The 22,420-nt window shown below is 38.4% G+C and carries 22 protein-coding genes and 1 pseudogene; 19 read left to right on the top strand and 4 right to left on the bottom strand.

What is annotated here, in order from left to right; translation table 11 throughout:
* Positions 1–102: 102 nt before the first annotated feature.
* Positions 103–1,518, bottom strand: coding sequence for a sodium:solute symporter family protein (locus VEIT17_RS09530; RefSeq protein ID WP_178885893.1), 1,416 nt, complete (start codon positions 1,516–1,518; stop codon positions 103–105).
* A gap of 553 nt (positions 1,519–2,071) precedes the next feature.
* On the opposite strand from VEIT17_RS09530, the gene VEIT17_RS09525 reads away from it, so the two are divergent.
* The 8 genes from VEIT17_RS09525 to VEIT17_RS09490 all read left to right on the top strand — a co-directional run bounded on the left by VEIT17_RS09525 (position 2,072) and on the right by VEIT17_RS09490 (position 9,945).
* A complete protein-coding gene (locus VEIT17_RS09525; RefSeq protein WP_178885891.1) occupies positions 2,072–3,328 on the top strand; it encodes a hypothetical protein in 1,257 nt (418 codons plus the stop codon).
* A gap of 35 nt (positions 3,329–3,363) precedes the next feature.
* Positions 3,364–3,945, top strand: a complete 582-nt coding sequence (locus VEIT17_RS09520; RefSeq protein ID WP_178885889.1) for a hypothetical protein — start codon at positions 3,364–3,366, stop codon at positions 3,943–3,945.
* Between the two features lie 5 nt (positions 3,946–3,950).
* A complete protein-coding gene (locus tag VEIT17_RS09515) occupies positions 3,951–4,523 on the top strand; it encodes a hypothetical protein (RefSeq protein ID WP_242013260.1) in 573 nt (190 codons plus the stop codon).
* 121 nt (positions 4,524–4,644) lie between these two features.
* Positions 4,645–5,220: a TonB-dependent receptor gene (locus VEIT17_RS09510; protein ID WP_178885887.1), complete on the top strand. Its 576-nt coding sequence runs from the start codon at positions 4,645–4,647 to the stop codon at positions 5,218–5,220.
* A 591-nt stretch (positions 5,221–5,811) separates the two neighbouring features.
* Complete coding sequence (locus VEIT17_RS09505) at positions 5,812–7,032, top strand: hypothetical protein (RefSeq protein ID WP_178885885.1); 1,221 nt, start codon at positions 5,812–5,814, stop codon at positions 7,030–7,032.
* Between the two features lie 484 nt (positions 7,033–7,516).
* Positions 7,517–8,110 carry a hypothetical protein gene (locus VEIT17_RS09500; protein ID WP_178885883.1) on the top strand — a complete coding sequence of 198 codons (594 nt, stop codon included), beginning with the start codon at positions 7,517–7,519 and terminating at the stop codon, positions 8,108–8,110.
* Between the two features lie 21 nt (positions 8,111–8,131).
* Complete coding sequence (locus tag VEIT17_RS09495; RefSeq protein WP_119206384.1) at positions 8,132–8,668, top strand: flavin reductase; 537 nt, start codon at positions 8,132–8,134, stop codon at positions 8,666–8,668.
* A gap of 35 nt (positions 8,669–8,703) precedes the next feature.
* The gene (locus tag VEIT17_RS09490; RefSeq protein WP_178885881.1) at positions 8,704–9,945 is read left to right on the top strand and encodes a hypothetical protein; all 1,242 of its coding nucleotides are present in this window, start codon (positions 8,704–8,706) and stop codon (positions 9,943–9,945) included.
* A 146-nt stretch (positions 9,946–10,091) separates the two neighbouring features.
* Here the strand turns inward: VEIT17_RS09490 and VEIT17_RS09485 are convergent, their stop codons facing one another.
* On the bottom strand, positions 10,092–11,441 hold the full coding sequence (locus VEIT17_RS09485; protein ID WP_178885879.1) for a hypothetical protein: 1,350 nt from the start codon (positions 11,439–11,441) through the stop codon (positions 10,092–10,094).
* Positions 11,442–12,098: 657 nt separating this feature from the next.
* On the opposite strand from VEIT17_RS09485, the gene VEIT17_RS09480 reads away from it, so the two are divergent.
* The 7 genes from VEIT17_RS09480 to VEIT17_RS09450 all read left to right on the top strand — a co-directional run bounded on the left by VEIT17_RS09480 (position 12,099) and on the right by VEIT17_RS09450 (position 17,058).
* Positions 12,099–12,542 carry a hypothetical protein gene (locus VEIT17_RS09480; protein ID WP_107945074.1) on the top strand — a complete coding sequence of 148 codons (444 nt, stop codon included), beginning with the start codon at positions 12,099–12,101 and terminating at the stop codon, positions 12,540–12,542.
* Positions 12,542–13,141: a DNA-3-methyladenine glycosylase I gene (locus VEIT17_RS09475; protein ID WP_178885877.1), complete on the top strand. Its 600-nt coding sequence runs from the start codon at positions 12,542–12,544 to the stop codon at positions 13,139–13,141. The genes VEIT17_RS09480 and VEIT17_RS09475 overlap by 1 nt, the downstream gene beginning before the upstream one ends.
* A gap of 490 nt (positions 13,142–13,631) precedes the next feature.
* Positions 13,632–14,348, top strand: coding sequence for a DUF554 domain-containing protein (locus VEIT17_RS09470; protein WP_105086081.1), 717 nt, complete (start codon positions 13,632–13,634; stop codon positions 14,346–14,348).
* A 382-nt stretch (positions 14,349–14,730) separates the two neighbouring features.
* Positions 14,731–15,015: a type II toxin-antitoxin system RelE/ParE family toxin gene (locus VEIT17_RS09465; RefSeq protein WP_129823256.1), complete on the top strand. Its 285-nt coding sequence runs from the start codon at positions 14,731–14,733 to the stop codon at positions 15,013–15,015.
* Positions 15,016–15,027: 12 nt separating this feature from the next.
* Positions 15,028–15,342 (top strand): HigA family addiction module antitoxin, encoded by a 315-nt coding sequence (locus VEIT17_RS09460; RefSeq protein WP_060925106.1) that lies wholly within the window; start codon positions 15,028–15,030, stop codon positions 15,340–15,342.
* 76 nt (positions 15,343–15,418) lie between these two features.
* Positions 15,419–15,772, top strand: a complete 354-nt coding sequence (locus VEIT17_RS09455) for a Spx/MgsR family RNA polymerase-binding regulatory protein (RefSeq protein ID WP_005384960.1) — start codon at positions 15,419–15,421, stop codon at positions 15,770–15,772.
* 512 nt (positions 15,773–16,284) lie between these two features.
* Positions 16,285–17,058, top strand: a complete 774-nt coding sequence (locus VEIT17_RS09450) for a hypothetical protein (RefSeq protein ID WP_119208577.1) — start codon at positions 16,285–16,287, stop codon at positions 17,056–17,058.
* Positions 17,059–17,155: 97 nt separating this feature from the next.
* Here the strand turns inward: VEIT17_RS09450 and pgtP are convergent.
* Positions 17,156–18,484 (bottom strand): annotated as a pseudogene (pgtP, locus tag VEIT17_RS09445) (phosphoglycerate transporter protein PgtP).
* A gap of 421 nt (positions 18,485–18,905) precedes the next feature.
* Entirely contained in the window at positions 18,906–19,496 is a 591-nt protein-coding gene (locus VEIT17_RS09440; protein WP_178885875.1) for a nitroreductase, read from the bottom strand.
* Positions 19,497–19,807: 311 nt separating this feature from the next.
* Here VEIT17_RS09440 and VEIT17_RS09435 point away from each other — a divergent pair, with 311 nt between their 5' ends.
* From VEIT17_RS09435 to VEIT17_RS09420, 4 genes are all read left to right on the top strand, one after another.
* Positions 19,808–20,236: a ferritin family protein gene (locus tag VEIT17_RS09435; RefSeq protein ID WP_178885873.1), complete on the top strand. Its 429-nt coding sequence runs from the start codon at positions 19,808–19,810 to the stop codon at positions 20,234–20,236.
* Between the two features lie 218 nt (positions 20,237–20,454).
* Positions 20,455–20,973 carry a MarR family winged helix-turn-helix transcriptional regulator gene (locus tag VEIT17_RS09430; RefSeq protein ID WP_178885871.1) on the top strand — a complete coding sequence of 173 codons (519 nt, stop codon included), beginning with the start codon at positions 20,455–20,457 and terminating at the stop codon, positions 20,971–20,973.
* 161 nt (positions 20,974–21,134) lie between these two features.
* Positions 21,135–21,533: a hypothetical protein gene (locus VEIT17_RS09425; RefSeq protein ID WP_105089942.1), complete on the top strand. Its 399-nt coding sequence runs from the start codon at positions 21,135–21,137 to the stop codon at positions 21,531–21,533.
* Between the two features lie 88 nt (positions 21,534–21,621).
* Complete coding sequence (locus VEIT17_RS09420) at positions 21,622–22,392, top strand: carboxymuconolactone decarboxylase family protein (protein ID WP_178885869.1); 771 nt, start codon at positions 21,622–21,624, stop codon at positions 22,390–22,392.
* The last annotated feature ends 28 nt before the right edge of the window (positions 22,393–22,420 follow it).

Raw genomic sequence — 22,420 nt, 5'->3', positions numbered from 1 at the left:
TATAATACGTAATGTGTTGAGGTCTTGTAAAATAAGGAAAACTCCTATTGGTTTAACCGATAGGAGTTTTTTTAGTGTGTTCTTTTATACGCTTCTTTTATATCATTCTTTCAAGTCGTCAGGAATCGCCGGTGGAGCCGGTGGTTTACCCATAGATCTTTCAATGAACACCACAGCCACAAAGACGATGAGGCTGACAATGGAACCGAAGATGATAGACATAATGCCGTATGGGTTGCCCACGAATTCCCAGTACACGCCTGCGATGGAGCCGAGCACGATGGACCAAATGCCAGCGCCTGCTGTTGCATTTTTCCATGTGAGGCCTAGTAGGAATGCAGCGAATGGGCCAGCGGATCTCATGGTGAAAGCAAATACGAGCATTGGAATGATGGCTTTGCTTACAAGGGAGATAACGATGGCGATGATGCCGAGGAATAGAACGCATAAACGGCTATATTTAGTGAGCTGAGCATCAGTGAGGCTTTTACCAAAATGATGTTCTACAATATCCTTGGTAAATACAGTAGCGGCGCCTAATAGGTCGCCTGCGCCTGATGAAAGCGTTGCCGATACGACAGCGGCCATAACGAAGCCTGCCATTATTGGAGGCATGAGGTTAAGTGCTACCGTTGCCACCGCGTTGTTCGCTTCGATGTTTGGAAACTCAGCTAATGCTACGAGGCCTAACACGGCAGGAACGAAGGCAAATAGAGCCATGATAATACCACAAATGATGGAACCAAGAACGGCTGTTTTTTCGTCCTTCGCGGCGAAGTACCGTTGTACGGACTCTTGGCCGGTGGAGAAGGTCATGAAGTACATGATAATAAGGCCGATGATGGTTTTCCAACCAACCTTAGTGAAGCCGAGCTGTTCAGGTGGTAATTTTGCCACTACCGATTCCCAGCCGCCCACATTGTGCAATACGAACGGCACAGCGAGGGAGAAGCCCCCAACGAGAACGAAGAAATGGATAACGTCCGTCATCGTTACGCTCCACATGCCACCGGACATGGTGTAAATTACGAGAACCGCACCGCAGATGAGGATGGCGAGCTCTGTTGAAAGCCCGGTGAGAACGCTAATAATAGTTGCTGTCGCTGTAATCTGTACGCCGGCTAATGTAATCGTTGCTAGCATGGACAGAATAGACGTAATTAAATGGCTAGAGCCACCGAAGCGACGACCGATGATCTCTGGCACTGTTGTTGCCATGGCGCGACGTAAAAGCGGAGCGATAAAAGCAACGAGAATAACCCCAATCCCTGCAGAGACTACGTACCAACCTGCAGATAAACCCCAAGAACCATACGCTTTCGCGGCTACACCAACGGTACTCCCGCCACCGATCTCCGTAGCTGCTAATGTGCCTGCCGTCATAAGAACCCCAATACGACGACCTGCGAGTAGATAGTCAGTACTATCTTTTACACGAATATGACAATACACGCCGACCAATAAATTCAGTAATAAATAGGCACAAACAATAACCCATATAATAGTTAAAGAGTCCATATGCCACCTCCTAAACTACAAACTAGTTAGAGACACATACTAAATCACCCTTACCTACTTGCGGGGCATATATCAAGTATAGTTTAATTATCCATAAAAACTGGGGAAAATACAAAGAGGAGTTTCTTGATATATTGGAGAATGTATATATATTAGGAACTAAAAAAAGCCCGTTAATACGGGCTTTTTCTATGCATTCCTTTGAAGCACTTGTGGCGCTTATTTGTCTAGAAATAGCAAAATAGCCCTTCGTTTCTTCGGAAATTAGATAAAACGAAAAGGCCATTTCTACATGTTTCATTTAGTTTAGAGATGAGCCTGACGTCACTACTCGTCTGACTATCTACTTATATTATAGGGATAAAGATATATATCGTCAAATGGAGATAAATCGTATAAATATCAACCTTATAAATAGCAATTAGAAGTAAATCCTATATACTAAATTATAAAATTATTAATAATAGGCACAGTCTTATTTGCATAGTATACTTATGCTAATAAGGTTGTGCTTATTTTGTTGTAATGTGAGAGAAGAAAAAGAGAGGGTTTTATGTTACGTAAAAGTGTAATTATGATGGCAGTAGCAACTGCTTTCACCATAAATGTAAGTGCTGTACAGATCGAAGTGCCAGCCGGACAGCCGCCTATGCCTGGAGCAGATGCGAGAATTCCTGCCAATGCGTATGAGAATTATCGGCATATTAATAAAGTAGCGGAGCAAGAGGCAGAGTCATATAGTCAATTTGCAAAATCGAATCCTAAAAATCCGCCATCTACGCTTGATAAGCTAAATCTGGAACATCCTGGTTTTTCTAAGGCTTTGGAGCTTGCAGATTATTCGCAGTCTACAGTGGTATTGATTCATGAAGGGGATAAAAATATCAGATTATCCGTACCAAATGTTAGCTTCCGTGGTGATGTGATAGAAACTGAGCCTGGAAAAGGGCCATTATTTGCTGTTCGTAGTCTCAGTTCGTTTTTAGTAGTAGGACCACCTCATGGTAAAGAGCTTAGTAAATATGCTGAAGGTGAAGGAAAATATAATTATCCAGGGTTGAGGAATGCATCTTGGAAGTTCATGTCAAACAATTCTCGTATAATGTATACGGAATTCACTCCGGATGATACAAAGACAACGTATGGAGTTACTTATGGGGGATGGGTTAATACAGAAGATCCATATCAAGAGCAAGCACCTGAAGTGGTGATGAGTAATTATATTATTCCATCCATAGAATCCTTATCTGTATTAGATAATTACAGTCAGATTGAGCATTGGGGGAACTTTCACTATCGCATTCCTAAGACGGCTAAGTTAGTCAGTGAAGCCGTAGAAAATGAGAGACATGAGGTGAGAACTTATGAGGATACAGGGGTTAAAATACGGGTAATACGTAGCGCAATTATGAGCAAAGAGACAGATGACACGCTGATTAAGGTTCCAATAATATATTATTTACATAAATATAATGATTTGGATACACCTACACAGTACGCCGTAGTGTGGAATAACGGAATTCCTGGTTCTTTAGTTGATGCCTATAAGCCCAATCGTGAATCCTATCTTCGTCATGTTGTAAAAGATTCTGTATACTATTACAGTTATCGTATTAATTATGATGAAAGTAAAACATCGTATACGCATAAGCAGCTAAGAGATATGATTGAATACGTAGGCTTTGATGATGCTGCAAGATTACGTAAAGAGCCACAATGGCGGGAAGAAGGGACATATAAGGAGAGTCTTGAAAATAGTTCCATCTTTATTCCATGGTATATGGAATGGGTTAAGCTGTTAAGTAAATAAGCTGTATTTGACTGTTTAGTTTGAGAGAGGTTTTTATGGTTCAACGTATTTTAATGCTAGCCCTTGTATTGCTGGCTTTCACCATGCCTACAGAGGCAATCACCTATCAAGAGTTGAAAACATCACCACAGTTTAAGTTGGTTTATCAGCATGAGTATGCAAAAGGGAGTCCTATTGTTAATGAAGGTGGCATGTATGTTTATTTAAATACCTATTCTGTGGAAGTCCAAAAATATGCGCCGCCACAGTATACCTTAAGTGCTATTTATTATGTGGTACATACGTCGCACTATCAGGCTGTGATTATGGAAAATAAGCTTACTGTTAATTATGATGCAAACTATTCACTGGCTACTCTGATTAAATCCTCTCATATGATGAATCCGAGTCCATCTATGATGGCTTTGATTGAGGCTAGTGAAAGTAAGTCTGGGTTATTTATGACTGATTCAGACAGTGCGATTTATACATTAGATGGTGTACTTATAAAGACTCTGTCTTTAAAAAATACTAGAAACCTTCCGATTCATCGAAAGCATGTTCTTATGTATGACTTAGCTGATGCCATGTTTATGGCTGCCTATCAGCAGCATTTTGATGATATTGTGGTACAGTGAGGTGGATGATGAAACGCATATATTTACTTTCACTATGGTTACTAGCTTGCCTCGTATTGCCTATGAAAGGTCAAGCCGTATCACAAGCTGAGTTATTAAATGCAGAGCATTATCAGCATATCGACTCAACCGTTGATTCTGGTAGAGGGGATGGCAAGTACTTAGATCTTAGTTCCATTAAAGCTGTGGACGCACCCGATGGTCATCGACGTGTAGAAGCGACTATTTACGTGTTAATGCCTGCATCAAATCTGATTCAAGGCATTAACCTGCAATATGATTACGACTTAGAGCGATCCTTGCGTCGTTTGATTACTGTTCATGAAAAAGGCTTACACCAAGGAGCTAACACACCGTATATCTCTATTTGGCGTGCGAAACAGGAAAATCCTGGTATTATAGGGACCGTTAACGGTGGTATGGCTTTTAATAATGAAGGTAGAACACGCCGACAACGACTTCAAAAAGAACACTTAGAAGCAATGATATTACCGCCTCAATTTGGCATGGAGCGATATACAATAGCAAATATAATCTATCAAAAGGCCTATGGAGTGGCCTATGATGATGAGCCGTGATAGATTGTGGTGTAAAAAGCTGTATCCCGCATTTGATACGCCTAATATGTCATCTGCTTTTAGACAGTATTATAAAAATTATTAGTTTGAGTTATTTATAAGAATGTTCAGGAGAGAAGCTATGAAAAGGAAACTTATAATTATGGGGCTTGTTATAGGTCTGCAATTGGTAAGTAGCTATAATTATGTGACAGATGCAAGTTGGCTGAGCAAAACTTGGGACCGTCTTGAAACAAATGCAGCGAAACAGTCTTATGATTGGCCAAAAGCTGAGCAATACACTCATTATGTGGGTGGACAAATTGTAGGGGATACCTTGCCAGAAGAGGATATGATGATTCTTGGAGTTTCTTTAGGCAATACATTTGATAGCGTGAAAGCTAGTCTAGGTCAACCAACTAAAGAGACGAGTAGAGGAATTACTTATGGTGGTGTTACATTTGGAAATTTAAAAATGGATGGCGTAGGGCCAATCGTTACATATATGATGATTGAGAATCGTGATGCCGTTACACATAGAGGTATTGCCGTAGGCGATTCCATGCGAAAAGTTCTTAATGTATATGGTAGACCTGATTTAGTGGACTCTAACAATCGATGGTTTTATGGGAAATATCGCTATCGGACTGATATTATGCACGGAATACAATTTGAACAAAAAGGCGATAAAGTCAGTAAAATTTTGATTTATAGATGATTATATTGGAATAACAGGCACAAAAAAGCTGAGCTATTTAGTTATAGAATTAGCTCAGCTTTTATTAGTTTATTCGTATATTTATATAATATAATACTTATTGTGTCGTATATTAGTTCGTTCTATAATAGACTTAGGATAGTCAGATGAGGTTGGGCCTCTCTTCGTTTTTGAAGGGAGGGATAAGCCTATGAGTGATTATGAATTAATCATGCTCTTATTACAGGTAATAACTGTCGTTATTGCCTTTGGGGCATTAATAGCGCTTATTTGTCTTACAAAAGACAAATAGCCCTTCATTTCCACTAACCTGGAGATTAGTATAAAACGAAAAGGCCATTTCTCAAAATTTTATGTTTTCCGAGATGAGCCTGACGGTACGACTCGTCTGACTATCTACTTATATTATAGGGATAAAGATATATATCGTCAAATTGAGATAAACCTTATCAATACTAAATATATACACAAAACTTATACATACTAAAATATAAAATTATTAATAATAGGCACAGTCTTGTTTGCATAGTATACTTATGCTAATAAGGTTGTGCTTGTTTTGTTGTAATGTGAGAGAAAAAAGAGGGTTTTATGTTACGTAGAAGTATAATTATGATGGCATTAGCTACTGCTTTCACCATGAATGTAAGCGCTGTGCAGATTGAAGTCCTAGCCGGACAGCCACCTATGCCAGGTGCTGATGCGAGTATTCCTGCTAATGCGTATGAGAACTATCGGGCTGGTAGTTTGAGTAATGTGGGGGCTAGTGATGTTATAAAATTACATTCTGAATCTGATAAGCGTATGGAAATGTATAGAACTGACTGGGGACTAACACAAGATGAAGTCAATCAGATAGCAAGCGATTCTGAGAAGGTGATGGATTTGTTAGTTAATGAGTCTGCAGTTGTGTTGTTGCATGATGATCGTAATAACATCCGAGCATCTGTCCCTGGACTACTATTAGCAAGTAAATATTACCCCAAACGCAGTGATGGTGAGCGTTTATCTATTGTGAGAGAACATTCTGTGTTTTTTGCCATCGGTACGAAACAGAATTATGATGATGCATTAGGCAAACTAAAAACGGACCGAAAAGGGGAGTTTATATATCCCAGTATAACACATGGTAAATGGGCTATTGAAACAGAGTCTTTTGGCGAAAATACGCCTGCTATGGTTGCCGTAGTTGGTTTAGATAATCAGCCAAATCAAGAATATATGATAGGCCTTAGCTACAAAAATCAGCCCGTTACCGACAAGCTTGAGCGCGTTATGAGTAATTATGTAATTCCGTCGATTCACTCTTTAGATGATATGGATCAGTATAGTGAAAGTATCAACTGGGATAATCTCCTGTATCGCATTCCTAAAGGACTTAAACTAACAGCACAGAAGTCATTAAAGGACTCTGCCGAAATAAGGGACTATCGTGGATTAGGTATGCGACTTGTTGTGGCCAAGAAATCTGTAAAGGTAGATGATAAATATATTTACTCCTTTATTAACGAAATTTCGGAGGTAAAGCCAGAAAGTCAAATTATAGGTGATGCACCTATTCAGGCAGCATCTGTTTGGAATAATGGCGTGCCTAGTCTTTTAGTAGATAACTATCAACCGGGTAAAAAATCTTTAATGCATCGATTCTTACGGGATGACAAGAATATATATATTATGAGTTTAGTTTATACTGACGGAGCAGTGCCATATTCTCATATTCAGCTGCGTAATACAGTAGAATATTCTGACTTTGCAAATATTGAAACATTGAGAAATAAGGTAATCCGCATTCAAAGTCAAGAAAAAATGTAATATAGTTGTGTGTATTTAGTTTGTATATTTTGATAGGGGTGAACTAATGAGTAAACTCAAATATATCAAAACTATATTAGTACTTTTGCTTAAGGCGTATCTTGTCTATCTATGGATTAACTTTGTAGAGACCTTTACTCAGCTACTCTATAATATCTATGTATTAAAAGTATATTCACTGGAGCATTTCGACCTATTTCTATTCTTTCTCTTTGGTAATATATGTTGTATTCTGTGGCTTGTTTTATGGTGTAAGCGATTACCGCCAGCTTTTAACAAACCAAAAATATATTATAAAATTAAAGACTGGATACGATCCAAGAAACAAGAAGCACCTATCTATAAAGTCCTATTTGGCAGTTTACTGCTTTTGCTAAAACTATGTCTTGTAGTGTATATCTTAATCTCTGTCTTTACTGTTTTAAGTATTCCATTGATAAATTATTAGTCTATTTTGTAAAAGTTTAGAAAGATGAGAGGATATATGTTACACCGATTTTTAATAACGCTAGGGCTTATGCTAGCTTTCACCATTCCAGCTCAAGCAATTGCGATTGAGGAGCTCACGTCTCAGCCGCAGTTTAAGCAGGTATCTCAGTTTGTGTCGGATATTCCTAATGTAGACGAGCGTGGCGCGTCCTATATTGACGTGAATACGGTGAAGGTCATCGGGTTTGAGCCGCCTATTTATACGATTAAGGCGACGGTATATAAAGCGTATCAGTGGAATGATGAGAAAGTGATTACCGTTAAGGACATGACTTTCACCTATGATAGTAGTAATTCAGCAGCTAGTAAGGCTTATCGGGCGCAACAGCAAGGGACAACGGCGATTAATACTGATGTGGATACGAATATGGATATGAATGAAGATATGTGGTCTAATCCAGGTATTATGCGTGATGAAGAGGAAATCAGTCGCTTTGGTTTTGACGGAACGCCTCGACCTATCGATCGCGGTGCCTTTCTGCGCAAACCCGTTGTGAAAGATTCTCTAAATAAAGAGTTTTACGATATCGCTGATGCAGTGTATTATGAAGTATATAAGGAACATTTTGATGAGGTTATTGTTAATTAAATTCTATGTTCGGAGGTTATTATGAAAGCATTTGAAACAAAAGATTATAAGGCGTTTACCATGTTTGAGGAACGTTGGGCTCTTGTTACAGCGGGTACGCTTGATGATTTTAATACGTGTACAGTTAGTTGGGGCAGTATGGGTAACATGTGGGGCATGCTTGGCAATGATATATCTACCGTGACTGTGTACATTCATCCAGCTCGCTATACTCAAGAATTCATGGCGAAATACGATACTTTTACAGTTAGCTTATTCCCTAACAGCCAGCGTAAGGCTCTTGGCTATTTAGGCTCTCATTCTGGTCGCGATGAAGATAAGGTTGCCAATTCTGGTTTAACACCAGTGGCAGTCGGTGATGGAGTGACCTTCAAAGAAGCAGATTTAACATTTGTATGTAAAAAGTTATATGAACACCAATTCGATGAAGCTCATTTGGCAGATAAAATAAAGGAATATTATGCAGCAAACCCTACTGCCTATACTCAAATTGGTCATGATCGTTGGGAACCACATTATATGTACATCGGCGAAGTACTTGAGGCTATAGAAGGTTAGTCTTATATAAGGCCTATTTATATTGAGGGAATTATATGATAAAGAAAGCAATTTTAACAGGTCTTTGCTCACTTGGCCTTATGGTAACAGCTCATGCTGCCAATATAGATATCCCTGGTGGTGATGCCATGGTGCCTGATACTGCTTATGAAAGCTATTCTTATAATAGTGCTGATATGGATCTTGTGGAGGCTCAATTTAGACGTCGTTCAGGTCCTGTTGTAGCACAGACTGTAAGAGATGGGCGTAGGACCTTGGAGCAAGCTAAGTCATATATGGAGGGTAATGCTAAGTTTTTAAAACGTCAAGCTAATCAGAGTACGGTGTTTATCTTTGACAATGATACACAGCATATTCGTTTTTCTATGCCTTATCCAAGCCTTGAAAATAAGGTGATTAATGATGGCGCTAATCCAGTAGTTAATGTAGTAAATGGTAGCCCCCAATATTATATTAAAAGTATGAATGCAGATATCGTTGTGGATGTAGTCCATAAGACCACCTATACGGATCGTGCTTTCACATATAAAACGGTAAAAAATGGCCAATGGCATCAGAAGTATGGGATTATGACAAGTATCCCTGGAAAAGAGGAGGAGACTGAGCCACGTACGAGTACGGGTGTTGAGTTTTCCTTACCTAGTGATACGAATCATGTGTATCGTGTTAACATCATAAATCGTGGTAATGGCAATCCAGATCATATTAGGTATGCAGAAGGGGCTTTAGCGAATTATGTGATCCAATCGGTAGAGGATACGAAAGCAATAGATCGCTATTCTAATGTTGAAAAATGGGGAAACTTTGAATATCGTGTGTTCAAGAATAGTAAGCGAAAAGCTGATTACGAGCCTACCTCCTATGGTGAGGAAACACGCGTTTACGAGGGTGGCGGTATAGTGCAGCTAGTTAAGCGTCGTCCGATTTTTCCAAATGATGAAAAACATTTTTATGCAGGTGCTTTTGCTACGATAGATACGGTGAGTCGAAAATATCCGTACTCAGCTAATGATAATGCTACCATTTGGAATAATGGTGTGCCTGCATTTAGCGGCAGTATAAAATTTGATAATGGTACTAATTATACATATTTTACAATCCGTGATGATCAATATGTGTACAGCATTGAAGTTACTTATAAAGCCAATGAGGTGAAGAGGGCTTATCATGATATTCGTAATATGGTAGAAATGGCAAAACTAATTAGCCCTCCGAATAAGCAAGAGTTTCCTGCATTGAAGTACATTTGGGAGGCTGATGTCTTTAGATTGCCTTAATGCTTAATTAATATGTTATCTATATGTGTGGATAACACTTATGTCTAAAAAGAAATAGAGAGAGAAAAGCAGCCAGTATTGCGATTTGCAGTACTGGCTGTTTGGTTTACACCTCTGATACTATTAGGTTGATTTTGAACGATGTTTTAATGGGCATGGCTCCCCTCTGTATCTGGGAATAGAACATGCTCTTTCAGTTTAAAGTTAGGATTATTGGTAGAGTCAAAAAACTCAATCATATTCCGTAATTTTTGAACTTCCTCAGCATTTAAAAAACTTGGATAAATGATGGTATAGATGAAACTATAGGTTCCATCATAGGAGTAAAAGGTTAGGATGTGATCATCTTTATGGGGTTTATAGATGTGTGTGGATAGCCCAGGAATATTATTATTCCATATAACGGCATAATTAATATAATCTGATGTTGGGTAGGAATAGTAAATATCCCAGGACGTATTTAACTCCGTTTTAAAATTGTAATGACCATTTACAACAAGTTCATGCGCATATGGGTTCTTAGGAACATTGTCAGTAGAAACAAAGAATATTATGTTCCCTTTTTTGTAGTGTCTAATATCTTGGTGGTCGGAGCCCTTACGTTGACCTTCGTATATGGCGTCTTTTGGTACGCGGTATTGTACACCGTTTAAGTTTTCTATGCGTGAATATTGATTTAATTCATTTAGGTTTTGCACAGAGGGAAGCACATAATTAGCCAATAACTTATCTGTAGGAACTTTGTTCAGAACGGGGTTGTTATCATAATAGACAAACCCTGCGTGATATAAGGGATGACGCATGTTATAGCCCTTAAATTTAAAATTGATCGTGTCGATAGTGAGCGTTGTTTTTTTACCGTTTTCAAGGTGTGGCATCTTCATGCTATCCCAAGTGCTATAGGTAACAGTAGGATATGAAAATACAGTACCCTTTATATCAGAAATGTGTTTTGCTGGATTATGTTTTGCCATGTCTTGAAAGAAATCACGTACATTCTTGTCAGTTAGTTTTTCATAAGCTATTTTTGTGTTACGCCAGTCATAGTCTTTGTAATCAGCATAGTCAATTTCTAAATTGAGACTTCCATTATCGGTAAACACTCGATAGTCCTCAATGGTTCGACTTGGACTTTTGTAACGCCCTATATTATAATCACTTTTTATGCCCGCTACGGGGAATGAAAGCCGGATTTGGTTGTATTTGTCATGAACGGAAATGATCGTATTATGGTAATGTTGACCGCGATAGATAGAGGCAGCTTTAGCGTACTCCATTTCGCTTTTGTTAATACCTTTAGTTTTGTCCGTTGCTTTGAGTGTTTCTACATAGTTTGCTACATCCTTTTCAATATCAGGATTCGTGGTTTTGTAATTTATGTAGGCATCCTTTGGAATTTTCGAATCTGCGCCAGGAATATTAACATTGATGGCGCCTACTGGTGATAAGATAGTGCTTATCATGAAAACACCTGCTAATATTGGTAGTTTGGTCATGGTAGTATCTCCCGTTTATACTCTCATATCTATTGATCTTGTGTAATCCATAGGCTAAGTTGTTAAGTATAATTATATAACTAAATGACTATATTTTTAAGTTGTATGTGGAATACAAAAAAGGCAGCCCTAAGAAGCTGCCCTTTTTGCATTGTTTATCAAAAGAAAGTGAGACGGTATTTACTACCTGTATTTATAATAACATAGGGTATGGGCATAAAATGCCACATAGTATTGATACAGATTCTTAGTTCTTTATTTTGGCTTTTATGTTACTTTGTATGCCGCATTTTTCTAAGGAATTTATCAAAATAAGTCATAATTTTGATGAAAAATTAGTATATATGAGTCGATAGTGATGGATAGCTTATATAGTGGGTTCTATTGTTGATAACTACTATAAATTGTATATTTTAGCAAAATTATGTGAATTTTAACCCCACAAAAAGGCCAAAATCTGATATAATAATAGTATAGAAATCGATGTATGAAAGGACTAAAAATTTTGAGTGTGAATTGATGTTTTTAGACTCACCTTTGGGCCTAAAAATATCCGTAGTTCTTATAGTTAAATCGATGCGATCGGAACGTTGTATATATGAAACGACTACGCAGATGCGTAGTTTTTATTATTTTGTGTTTGGTATAGGTAGTCCCATGAGTGTAGTGAAGCCCTTATTATGGCTATTAGAACCGTATATCGTATATAAAGCCTATTTGTGGGCTCTCCGCTTTATAGCACATCCAGTGACATGGGAAGGCGAAATAGATTTGTTCTCCTTGACCTTAACGGTGCTACTCATCCTTGATGCGGTGGTATTGCCATTGGTGATTTTGTATTGTCCTGGGTTGAACCATGGCAAGCGCGTTCCTGATTGGATTCGCCGCTTAGGCACGCCTATCTACATCGTTCACAATTGGCTTGATGGCAAGGTTGGCGGTGGTACGTCTACGCCGATTGTATGGTTACGCAGAACCTTACATTCCCTATTGTTATTTATCTATTTGCTAATCCCGCTCTACGTAGGCGGTCATCTCGTGATGGGCCTCGTAGTGGCTCTCATGTATGATGTCCTCGTGTGGGCACATGGAGGTGTGTGATGGCGACTTGCGAGTGGCCTACTACGCCTTTGTATCAGGCCTATCACGATCATGAGTGGGGGCGGCCTATTCATGATGATCGGTTGCAGTTTGAACATCTCTGTCTTGAAAGTCTCCAATGTGGCCTCAGCTGGCTTACGATTTTGAATAAACGAGACATTATCCGAGGCTGCTTTGATCATTTTGATATTGATACGGTTGCTGGTTATGGTGAAAGCGACGTAGAGAGAATCTTGCAGACCGAGGGTATGCTCAAGTCTCGCCCTAAAATTGAGGCCATCATCAATAATGCTTCTGCATTTAAAGATATTCAAGATGAATTTGGTTCGTTTTGCAACTATATCTGGGCTTTCACAGACAATAAAACTATTATTTATGAAAGCCACCCTGATGGAAATATACCTGCGAAGAATGGCTTGTCCACGCGGATTAGTAAGGATCTAAAGAAACGAGGGTTCAAGTTCGTAGGCCCTGTTACCATCTATTCCCACCTGCAAGCTAGTGGTCTCATCAACGATCACGGCAAGGACTGTCCTTGTTTTAGCGAGATTAATAAGCTAGCAGATATTGTTCAATTGCCTGTAGACGCTGAGGATTAATATAGTTTTAAATGTTGAGTATTAATATAAATCTGAATGTTTGATAGTTAGCTCATTATTTTTGCCTTTTTCTAATAATTCGCATTCTTTTACCTATATGTTGTAACGTATTTGTATAATCGTTAGTTAACAATAGTTTTTATACATGATTGATGTTACAAAATTGTACTTGTGTTAAACCATACTTTAAGGTGTACACTATAGTCGATGGAAAGATAGCGTTCCATCATATGTCGTCCCGCTTTATATACAAACACATATATTCTCTCTCTCCAAAGCGGGGCTCTCATATACTTCTCTCTCAAAGCTATAAACACAACATAAAGACCTTATCCTTTACTGGATAGGGTCTTTTTGCTATATGTTTTTATCTAGGGCCATATAACGGCATAGATTGGTTGTATGCCATAGCAGATTGATTTGTTTCGATATAGTTGGTATACTGATGATGAAATAAAGTATTACTTTCACAATTAAGAAAGGGAAATATATGATTGGTTTGGGTACAGCCATTAACATTGGCCTCATCATAGCCGGCAGCTTGTGCGGCCTCGCATTTGGTCGGTTTATGAAAGAAAATTTGAAACAGACGCTCATGATGGTGAGCGGCATTATCGTTCTCCTTCTTGGAATGAGCGGCGCCATGCAGTATATGCTAGTCATCGTAAACGGCACGCTGCAAACGACGGGGCCTATGCTCATGATTATTAGCATGGTTGCAGGCGCTGTAATTGGTGAGCTTATCGACCTTAACCGTTGGATTACTGTTTTTGGTGACTGGGTGAAAGCAAAAACTGGCAACACTGGTGATCCACAGTTTACGCACGCTTTTATTACGGCATCCCTTACGTTTACAGTGGGAGCCATGGGCGTACTAGGCTCTATTCAAGACGGCTTAACTGGTAATTACCAAACGCTGTTGTTGAAAGGCATCCTCGACGGCATCATCGTTATGGTTATGGTATCCTCTATGGGCAAGGGCGCATTGTTCTCCTTTATTCCTGTAGGGATTACCCAATGGATCATTACAGCCATGGCTCACATCGCTGCGCCTCTAATGACGCCGAGCGCCATCGATAACCTGTCCTACGTGGGATCTATTCTGATCTTCTGCGTTGGTATTGACCTCATCTGGCCTGGTAAAATCCGTATTGCCAATCTATTGCCAGCCATCTTTGTGGCTATGGGGCTTACATTCTTGCTCTAATGTAAATCGTATTATGAATACTAATAAAAATAATATATAGATCTTATAAGAGACCTATATGCTCTAACCTTTCACTGTTATACTTTGCAGATGAAAGCTGGGAGATTATAGGTCTTTTTACATTTGTAGCCATTAGTTATATGGATAATTTTTTAAAAGTTAGTATTAATCTTTGCTTATCTTCAAGTGATGACTAAAACTAGATACATTCCGAAATAGTTGACTAATAGAGTCAGGAGAATAGTAGGATTTGAGTGAGAGTTTAGAGAAATCTTTTACCGAAATGATTTATAGAATAAAAATATTCCATAATATACTCGTTTTACAGGTATATATTATTGAGTTATACCTGTAAAACAGTTATAATCGAAGGAGAGGTTCTATGATTATCGGCTTTAAAGATAAGGAGACGGAGCGTATTTTTTATCGTGGCTACTCTCGGCGGTTACCACTTCAAATACAAAAAATGGCATTATTAAAATTGCGTATTTTACATGCTTGTCGCTGTTTGAAAGATTTAATGATTCCACCAGGTAATCGTTTTGAATTTTTACAAGGAGATCGTCTCGGACAGTGTAGTATTCGTATTAATAAACAGTATAGGATATGTTTTTGCATAGATGAAGATTTTAATTTATATGATGTAGAAATTATTGATTATCATTGAGGAGATATATTTATGAAGGAATTAATTCCTGTACCCAAAATGAGTGAGGTTCTACGTACGGAATTTATGGAGCCATTGGGTTTAAGTGCATATCGTGTCGCTAAAGATATTATGGTGCCTGTATCGCGGATACAAGAAATCCTACAAGACAAACGTAAAATCACTGCAGATACAGACTTACGATTGTGTAAATATTTTGGAATGTCTAAGGGGTTTTTCTTAAGACTACAGATGGATTTAGATTTACTTGAAGCAGAGGATACAGAGGGGCTTCAAGCTGATTTGAAGAATATAAGATGTATTACAAATTCATGTACTGCTGATTGATAATTTTCGATATATTTGGTACACTTATTTTATAAATAAATCGTTATGACATTATGTATTACTATAAGGAGACGCTATGTTATTCGTTGAATATCCTAAATGCACAACATGCAAAAAAGCAAAGAAATTCTTAGATGATCATAATATTAAATACACAGATCGTGATATTAAATCTGAAAACCCTACAGCAGAAGAAATCGCAGCTTGGTATCCACAATCTGGTAAAGATTTGAAAGCATTCTTTAATACTTCTGGTATGATTTATCGTGAACAACAATTGAAGGATAAATTGCCAAACCTTAGTGAAGAAGAAAAACTAGCTTTGTTAGCATCCAATGGTATGCTTGTAAAACGTCCTATCTTGGTTCTTGAAGACAAAGTTCTGGTGGGCTTTAAAGAAGCAGAATGGATTGAGGCGTTGAAGCTCTAATTTCATAACTTGGGTCAAAGCCCCTATCTCTAAAAGCCTCCATAGCGAGCTAAGTCATTTTTAGAGATAGGGGCTTTTCTTTTTATATGAAATTAGCATCTTCAACTAGGGCCTATTGAAGAGTCTCCAAAGCGAGCTAAGTCGTTTTTAGGGACCTGTTCTTTCTACATCTAATAAAGAAATAAGCGCCTTTAACTAGATCTTTAAAGGGAGAGGTCATTTTTATGAATTCGTTCTTTTCCTATTCTGTAATGGAAATGCAGTTTTTTATTGTTTATCGAAAAAATTAACTTGTATATAGTTTGTATGTCTTGTATAATATTTACATTGTAGATATACCCCTATGGGTACATAAACTTTAAATCACCTTAGGTACAAAGTGTTTTAAATTACTTTAGGCCCAGAGAGTTTCAAATTACTTAAGGTATAAAGAGTTTTGAATTATTATGTTGTTGTTTTGTGTTGTGTTTCCGGAGCAAGTTTAGCCGGTTCTAGTGTATAGAGAGGTCTATATGAAGTTTTTACAGTCTTTATCGGCTCAGGTGTCGTTATTTACGCAAGGTGCTATTTTAGCATTAGGCGTTGTCTTTATTCTTTTGGATGTGATTACAGAGTCATTAAATCCCGTTATAGATTTAGCATGGGTAACGGTTCTAGTTTGTGGTTTACCACTACTTATTAACAGTGTTCAAAGTATTTGGGAGCGTTTAGAGATTCATGCTAATTTCCTCATTGTAGTGGCCATGGTGGCGCTCATTTCCAATGGCGATTATCATACGGCGGCCTATGTGGGGCTCATTGTACAGGCTGGTTTCTTCTTGGAGCAGCTTATTACGGGTGAGTCACATTACACTGTAGATGATGATATGCTGCCTACAATGCCAGCACAACTCGTTGCTATGCGTCAGGGCATTAACAATTATTCGTCTGTCATTGTTGTGGCTGTATTGCTATTATCTATGGGTTCCTTTGCATTGACACAGGATTTTATACATACTGTAACCTTGTTATTGGTACTATGCCCATGTTCCTTGGAGCTTATCTTAGTGGCACTTATGATGGGATCCCTTGTGGATGACGCATCTCCTGTATCGGAGCTTTCAAAAGGAACAAAGCAGTCTCATTTAGGTCTACTTATCGTGTCTATTGTATTCCACGTAGCGATCATCTGCGTGGGCGTACTTGGTCTTATAGATCCTGTTACGGCTGTTGCATTGCACGGTTTGGCACGACTTGGTCTCGTGTATAATTTGAAAGTTTTAAATGGTTCTTTGTGTGTAGCATAGAATTTAGTACAGTATATATTTTAAGACATAATAAAATCCCCTAGTAATGATGTGTTACTAGGGGAGTTTTTAGGTTCATACAACTATTAGTTGTAGATTATTCTTTTGCTTGGGATTTGTCACCAAGTGTGAGAAGTAGGAATACGATAGCGAGGATACATGCACCAACGAGGGCTACGAAGCCGCCATCCCAACCATAAAGGTCAACCATGAGACCCATGAAGGCACCAGCACCAGCGGAACCGATGAGGTAACCAAGAAGGCCTGTAAGACCAGTAGCGCCACCTGTTGCTACACGTGGTACCATGTCTGCTGCTTGAAGGCCGATCATCATAACTGGACCGTAGATGAGGAAGCCAATAGCGATAAGTGCTAAGTTATCGATAAGGATATTGCCTGCTGGGTTGAACCAGTAAACAAGGATTGCTAAGATAACGAATAGCATGAAGCAGATGGTAGCTGGAGCACGACGGCCGCGGAATACGCGGTCACTCAAATAGCCACTTACGAGCATGCCTGGAATACCAGCCCATTCGTATAAGAAGTAAGCCCAACGGGAACCTTCTTTTGTAAAGCCTTTTACAGCAGTCAAATAGGTAGGAGCCCAGCTTACTACGCCATAACGGATGAAGTATACAAAGATATTTGCAATTGCAAGATACCATAAGTATTTGTTATGCAAAATATATTTGTAGAAGATTTCTTTGAAAGTAGTTTTGTTTTCATCTTTTACTTCAGTTGCTACTGTTTCGTGTTTATATTCCTCGATAGGTGGCAAGCCACAAGATTGAGGTGTATCTTTCAACAAGAAGAATGTAACCACAGCTAAAACGATAGAAATAAGAGCAGGGAAGAAGAAAATACTATGCCATGTACCAAATAGATAGATACCTAACGTAGCAAGAGGTGCGATGATACCGCCACCAAGATTGTGGGATACGTTCCACCAGGACCACCAAGCACCGCGTTCAGAACGGGAGAACCAAGTTACCATATTTTTCGCATATGGAGGATACCCCATACCTTGGAACTAACCATTTAAGAAGGCGAGCACGCACATGATAGGAATACTGCTTAACACACCAGGTAAGGTGCCGAATAATAACATAACTAAAGCACTGAGCAATAGACCTACTGTGGAGAAGTATTTTGGGTTAGAGCGGTCAGACGCATTACCCATGACAAATTTACTTACGCCGTACGCTACGGATAAGAGGGTCATGACAATACCAAGATCCGCTTTAGTGTAGCCGTACTCAGCAATCATGTACGGAACAGCCAAACTAAAGTTTTGGCGGATCAAATAGAATGTAGCATAACCAATAAAAGTACCTGCAAAGACTTCTTTGCGAAGACGTTTGTAGGTGGAATCGATTTGCCCCTCTGGTAATCGTTCAATATGAGGAGCTGGAGAGAAAATCGACATCATCACACATCCTTTCTACAAAATGCCATTGTAATCATACCATGTATGACTAAAAGTCGACTATATTTTATTTTTAATTATGATAAATTGCTATTTTGGTGCACCATTATGGGCTTAGCGCATAGATTATAGGTCATTAAAATATCTACTATTTATTAGAGAGAACTAGCACCAAAATACATGAATGGTGTCAATAAAATAGCGCTATCTATTCCGATAGATACTCAATTAGAGTTGTGGGATAGATAGCGCTTTTGTGTTGTATATTAATTGTGAATATATTTATATATTGTACGTGAATATATTGATTTTACTAATCGATAAGATGCTACAGTATTCAGAGTATATTACATACTATAGCACGCACACAAAGATATAATATAGCACGCATACAAAGATATAATCGATTTTATAGGCTTAATTAATCAATATATGTTACAGGATAGCCTTTTGCTTCGATTTCGCGGCGGTTAAGACCGTTTGGTAAGTCTGGATAGCCAATAGCAAGGCTAGCATATACTTTTTCACCTTCTTTAAGGCCTAGTTCACGCATTTTAGCTTGGATGCGTTCGTTGTCTTGGAGGTGACGGATTTGGTTTACCCAGCAGCTGCCAAGATCGAGTTCATTGCAAGCAAGCATCATGTTTTGCATAGCACAAGACACATCGGCAAAGTTGTTTGCATAGCTCGCTTGGCTTGCTAGTACGATGAGCGCCGGTGCACCATAGTTAAATACAAATTTACCTTCTGCGGACATTTTAATGATATTCACCATGTAAGGTAATGTATTTTCTGTAATCGGCATTTTGCCGTATTCCTCTTGAACGAGTGTTACTAGCTCTTTGAGCACATTCTGGTTCGTAATGACCATAAAATGTGTCAATTGTGTATTACCACCAGATGGGGCACGGCGGCCAGCATCGAGGACTTGATCGATAAGTTCTCGAGATAATTGATCAGCTTTAAATTTACGCGTACTATGACGTGTTTTGATACATTCTAAGGTGTTCATATAGTCCTCCTATTATCAATCAGCTTTATATAGAATTTCTTTTATTATACTATATGACATAAATCTAGAAAGAAATTTAGAATGACATTTAGAAAGATCTCTAGAAGAATCTTTAGAAGGAATATGCTAAAGGGATACACTTTCAATACACTATGTAATCATATTAAGTAAATTGACAAAATTAGATATAAACCTTACAATAATAGTTGTATAAAATTATATTTTAAAATTTTGTTTTACAGTATATTTGTATGCATATAAATCTTAACAATTTAAGAGCTAAACAGCTGATTATATAAAAGGAGAATGTTATGAGTTTACATGGTATTGCAAAGGGTAAATCCTTTGAAAAAACTATTGAGATGTTAAAGAACGCAGAAATTAACGGTGCTAATCAATATTTCACTATGTATTTTTTAGCTAAAGAGCTTGGTTATGATGCAATTGCTGATGCAATCTATAAAAATGCTGCAGAAGATGCAGCACATGGCGGAATTTATAGCCATTTATTAGGCGATGGTCCTGATACAAAGGAAGATTTCATTAAGATGGTCATTAATTTCTACAAGGCTGAAGCGTCTGCAGATACTATCTTAGCTAAATTAGCTGATGAAGTTCGTCATTCTAATGAAGAGGGCGCTCATAAAATTGCTGAATTAATTGAGCATTCTATCCCAGAGGAATTAGATCATGCTAAACGTCTTGAAGAAGCCATGTCTGCATGTGGTATTGAATTCTAATATCAAAAAAATTTATTAATAGCCTTATATCTATATGGTGTGATTTTAGCCCATAAATTCTATAGAGCCCTTAGTTTCTTTAATAAAAAAGAAAAAATATATTAAATAATTGACAAATTTAAAAATTTATGTACAAAGTAGGTTTTTTACGTTGACTGCTTGCCGTAGAATTGTGTACAATTAATTTGTAGATTATTGTGTGCATATGGAGGTAGAATATGGCAGAAATTGGCGTACTCGAAGGTTACAAACATAAAGAAGACGTACCTGATGCAGAGTACATAAAATTAGAAAACCAATTGAGCTTCCCACTTTATGTAGTGGCGAAGGAAATTGTTAATGCATATCGCAGTCACTTAGATCCGTTAAATTTGACATATACTCAATACATCGTAATGATGGCATTGTGGCAATATGGTGATTTGTCCGTTAAAGAACTAGGCCAAGTATTGCGCCTTGATTCTGGTACATTAACACCACTTTTAAAGAAATTAGAAGCAAAAGCATTCTTAAAGCGTAAACGCAGCCGCCAAGATGAACGCGTAGTAATGGTAACCCTTACTGATACAGGTAAAGCATTACGTGATGAAGCAGTTCATATACCACGTCGCTTGTCTGAAGCTGCAGGCCCGATTTTTGACGTTGAAGAAACCCGTCAAATGCGTATGTTGCTTAACAAATTGTTAGAAGCAATCGATAACGCTAATGCTAGAACAGCAGAGAAGCTTAAGCGCTAATGTAGCGTACTCTAGTAAGATCTCATATGCATACATTCTGTAATTTAATATATCTAATATTTTCATAAAATGTGATATACTATACATATAACGTATTGTACGGAGGTCATGTGAGATATGACCTGTTCGTGAGATGCCGTTAAGGCAAAAAGGAGAGCATTATGAATAAAAATTTATTAGGCGCATTTGTATTAGCCGGTACATTATTAGTTGGTGGTGTTGCTAATGCAGCAAACTGGAATGGTTTAGCTAACTATCCAGAGGTTCCAAATAGTGCAAATGGTTCTGAAACATACTTCTTTGATAAAGCATCCCAATTCAGTGGTATTGATAGTAGCCGTAACTACGTATTCGGTATCAATGTAGTGAACATGCATAACAACCAATATGGTGAAGCTACATTGTTCAAATACATTGTTCACCCAAGCTTGCATACTGTATATCGTTTCTCTCCAGATGGTCAAGCGTACCAAATCACTCCTGGTTCTAATGAATACAACATGTTCTTGGCTGCTTGGAAAGAAGTATACGGCACTGATTTCTCTTTCCCAGCTTTATAATTTGATGGCGCAAGCCGTAATAATTACATAACTATTGCTGGTGAAAGCTCCTTTGGGCTTTCACCAGTGTTGTTTATGGAGGTTTCCTATGTCTAAATCTGAATTTGCTCAAGCCTATACGGAGCGCATGTTCCCTGATATTGCAGCCCCTGCAGGTTATATTGACCCTGAGTTTGAAGTTTTATTTGATAATTTTGCGTTCCATGAAGTTATCACCGAAGAGGGTCGTAATGTGCCTGCCAAGGATCGCTTCTTGGCTATCCTTGCTACATTAGTAGGGGCATCTGCTGTTGATGAATATGCGTTGATGCTACCGGCAGCACTTAACTTTGGCTTGATTCCCGATGAAGTAATCGAGCTTATTTATCAAGCTGTGCCATATCTTGGCATTGGTCGTGTACGCCCATTCTTTAAGGTTACAAATAAGATTTTTGACTATCGTGGGGAAACTGTTGCGGATCCATCTCGCAGTACAATTACTGCTGCATCTCGTCTTGAAAAGGGCGTAGAAAAACAGGTGGAAATCTTTGGTGAATCTGTGCGTCATTCTTACGAAGAAGGCCCTGAAGATACACGTCACATCAAAAAGTGGCTTGCTAATATGTTCGGCGACTACTACACACGTAAAGGCTTGAGTGTGGCTCATCGTGAAATGATTACCTTCTGTTTCTTGGCAGCTCAAGGTGGATGTGAACCTCAATTAAAGGCTCACGTAGAAGGCAACTTGAACGTAGGCAACAGTAAACAATATTTGATTAACATCGCATCTCAATGCGTGCCGTACATCGGCTATCCACGTACATTGAATGCCCTTCGCTGTATTCAAGACGGCTACACCGCATGGGAAGCTAAACAATAAGAATTTATGTAATACATCAACGTGTTAT

The organism is Veillonella nakazawae (genome assembly GCF_013393365.1).
GTDB lineage: Bacteria > Bacillota > Negativicutes > Veillonellales > Veillonellaceae > Veillonella > Veillonella nakazawae.
Note: the sequence above shows the minus strand (reverse complement) of the source record. Positions and strands in the feature narration are given on the sequence as shown.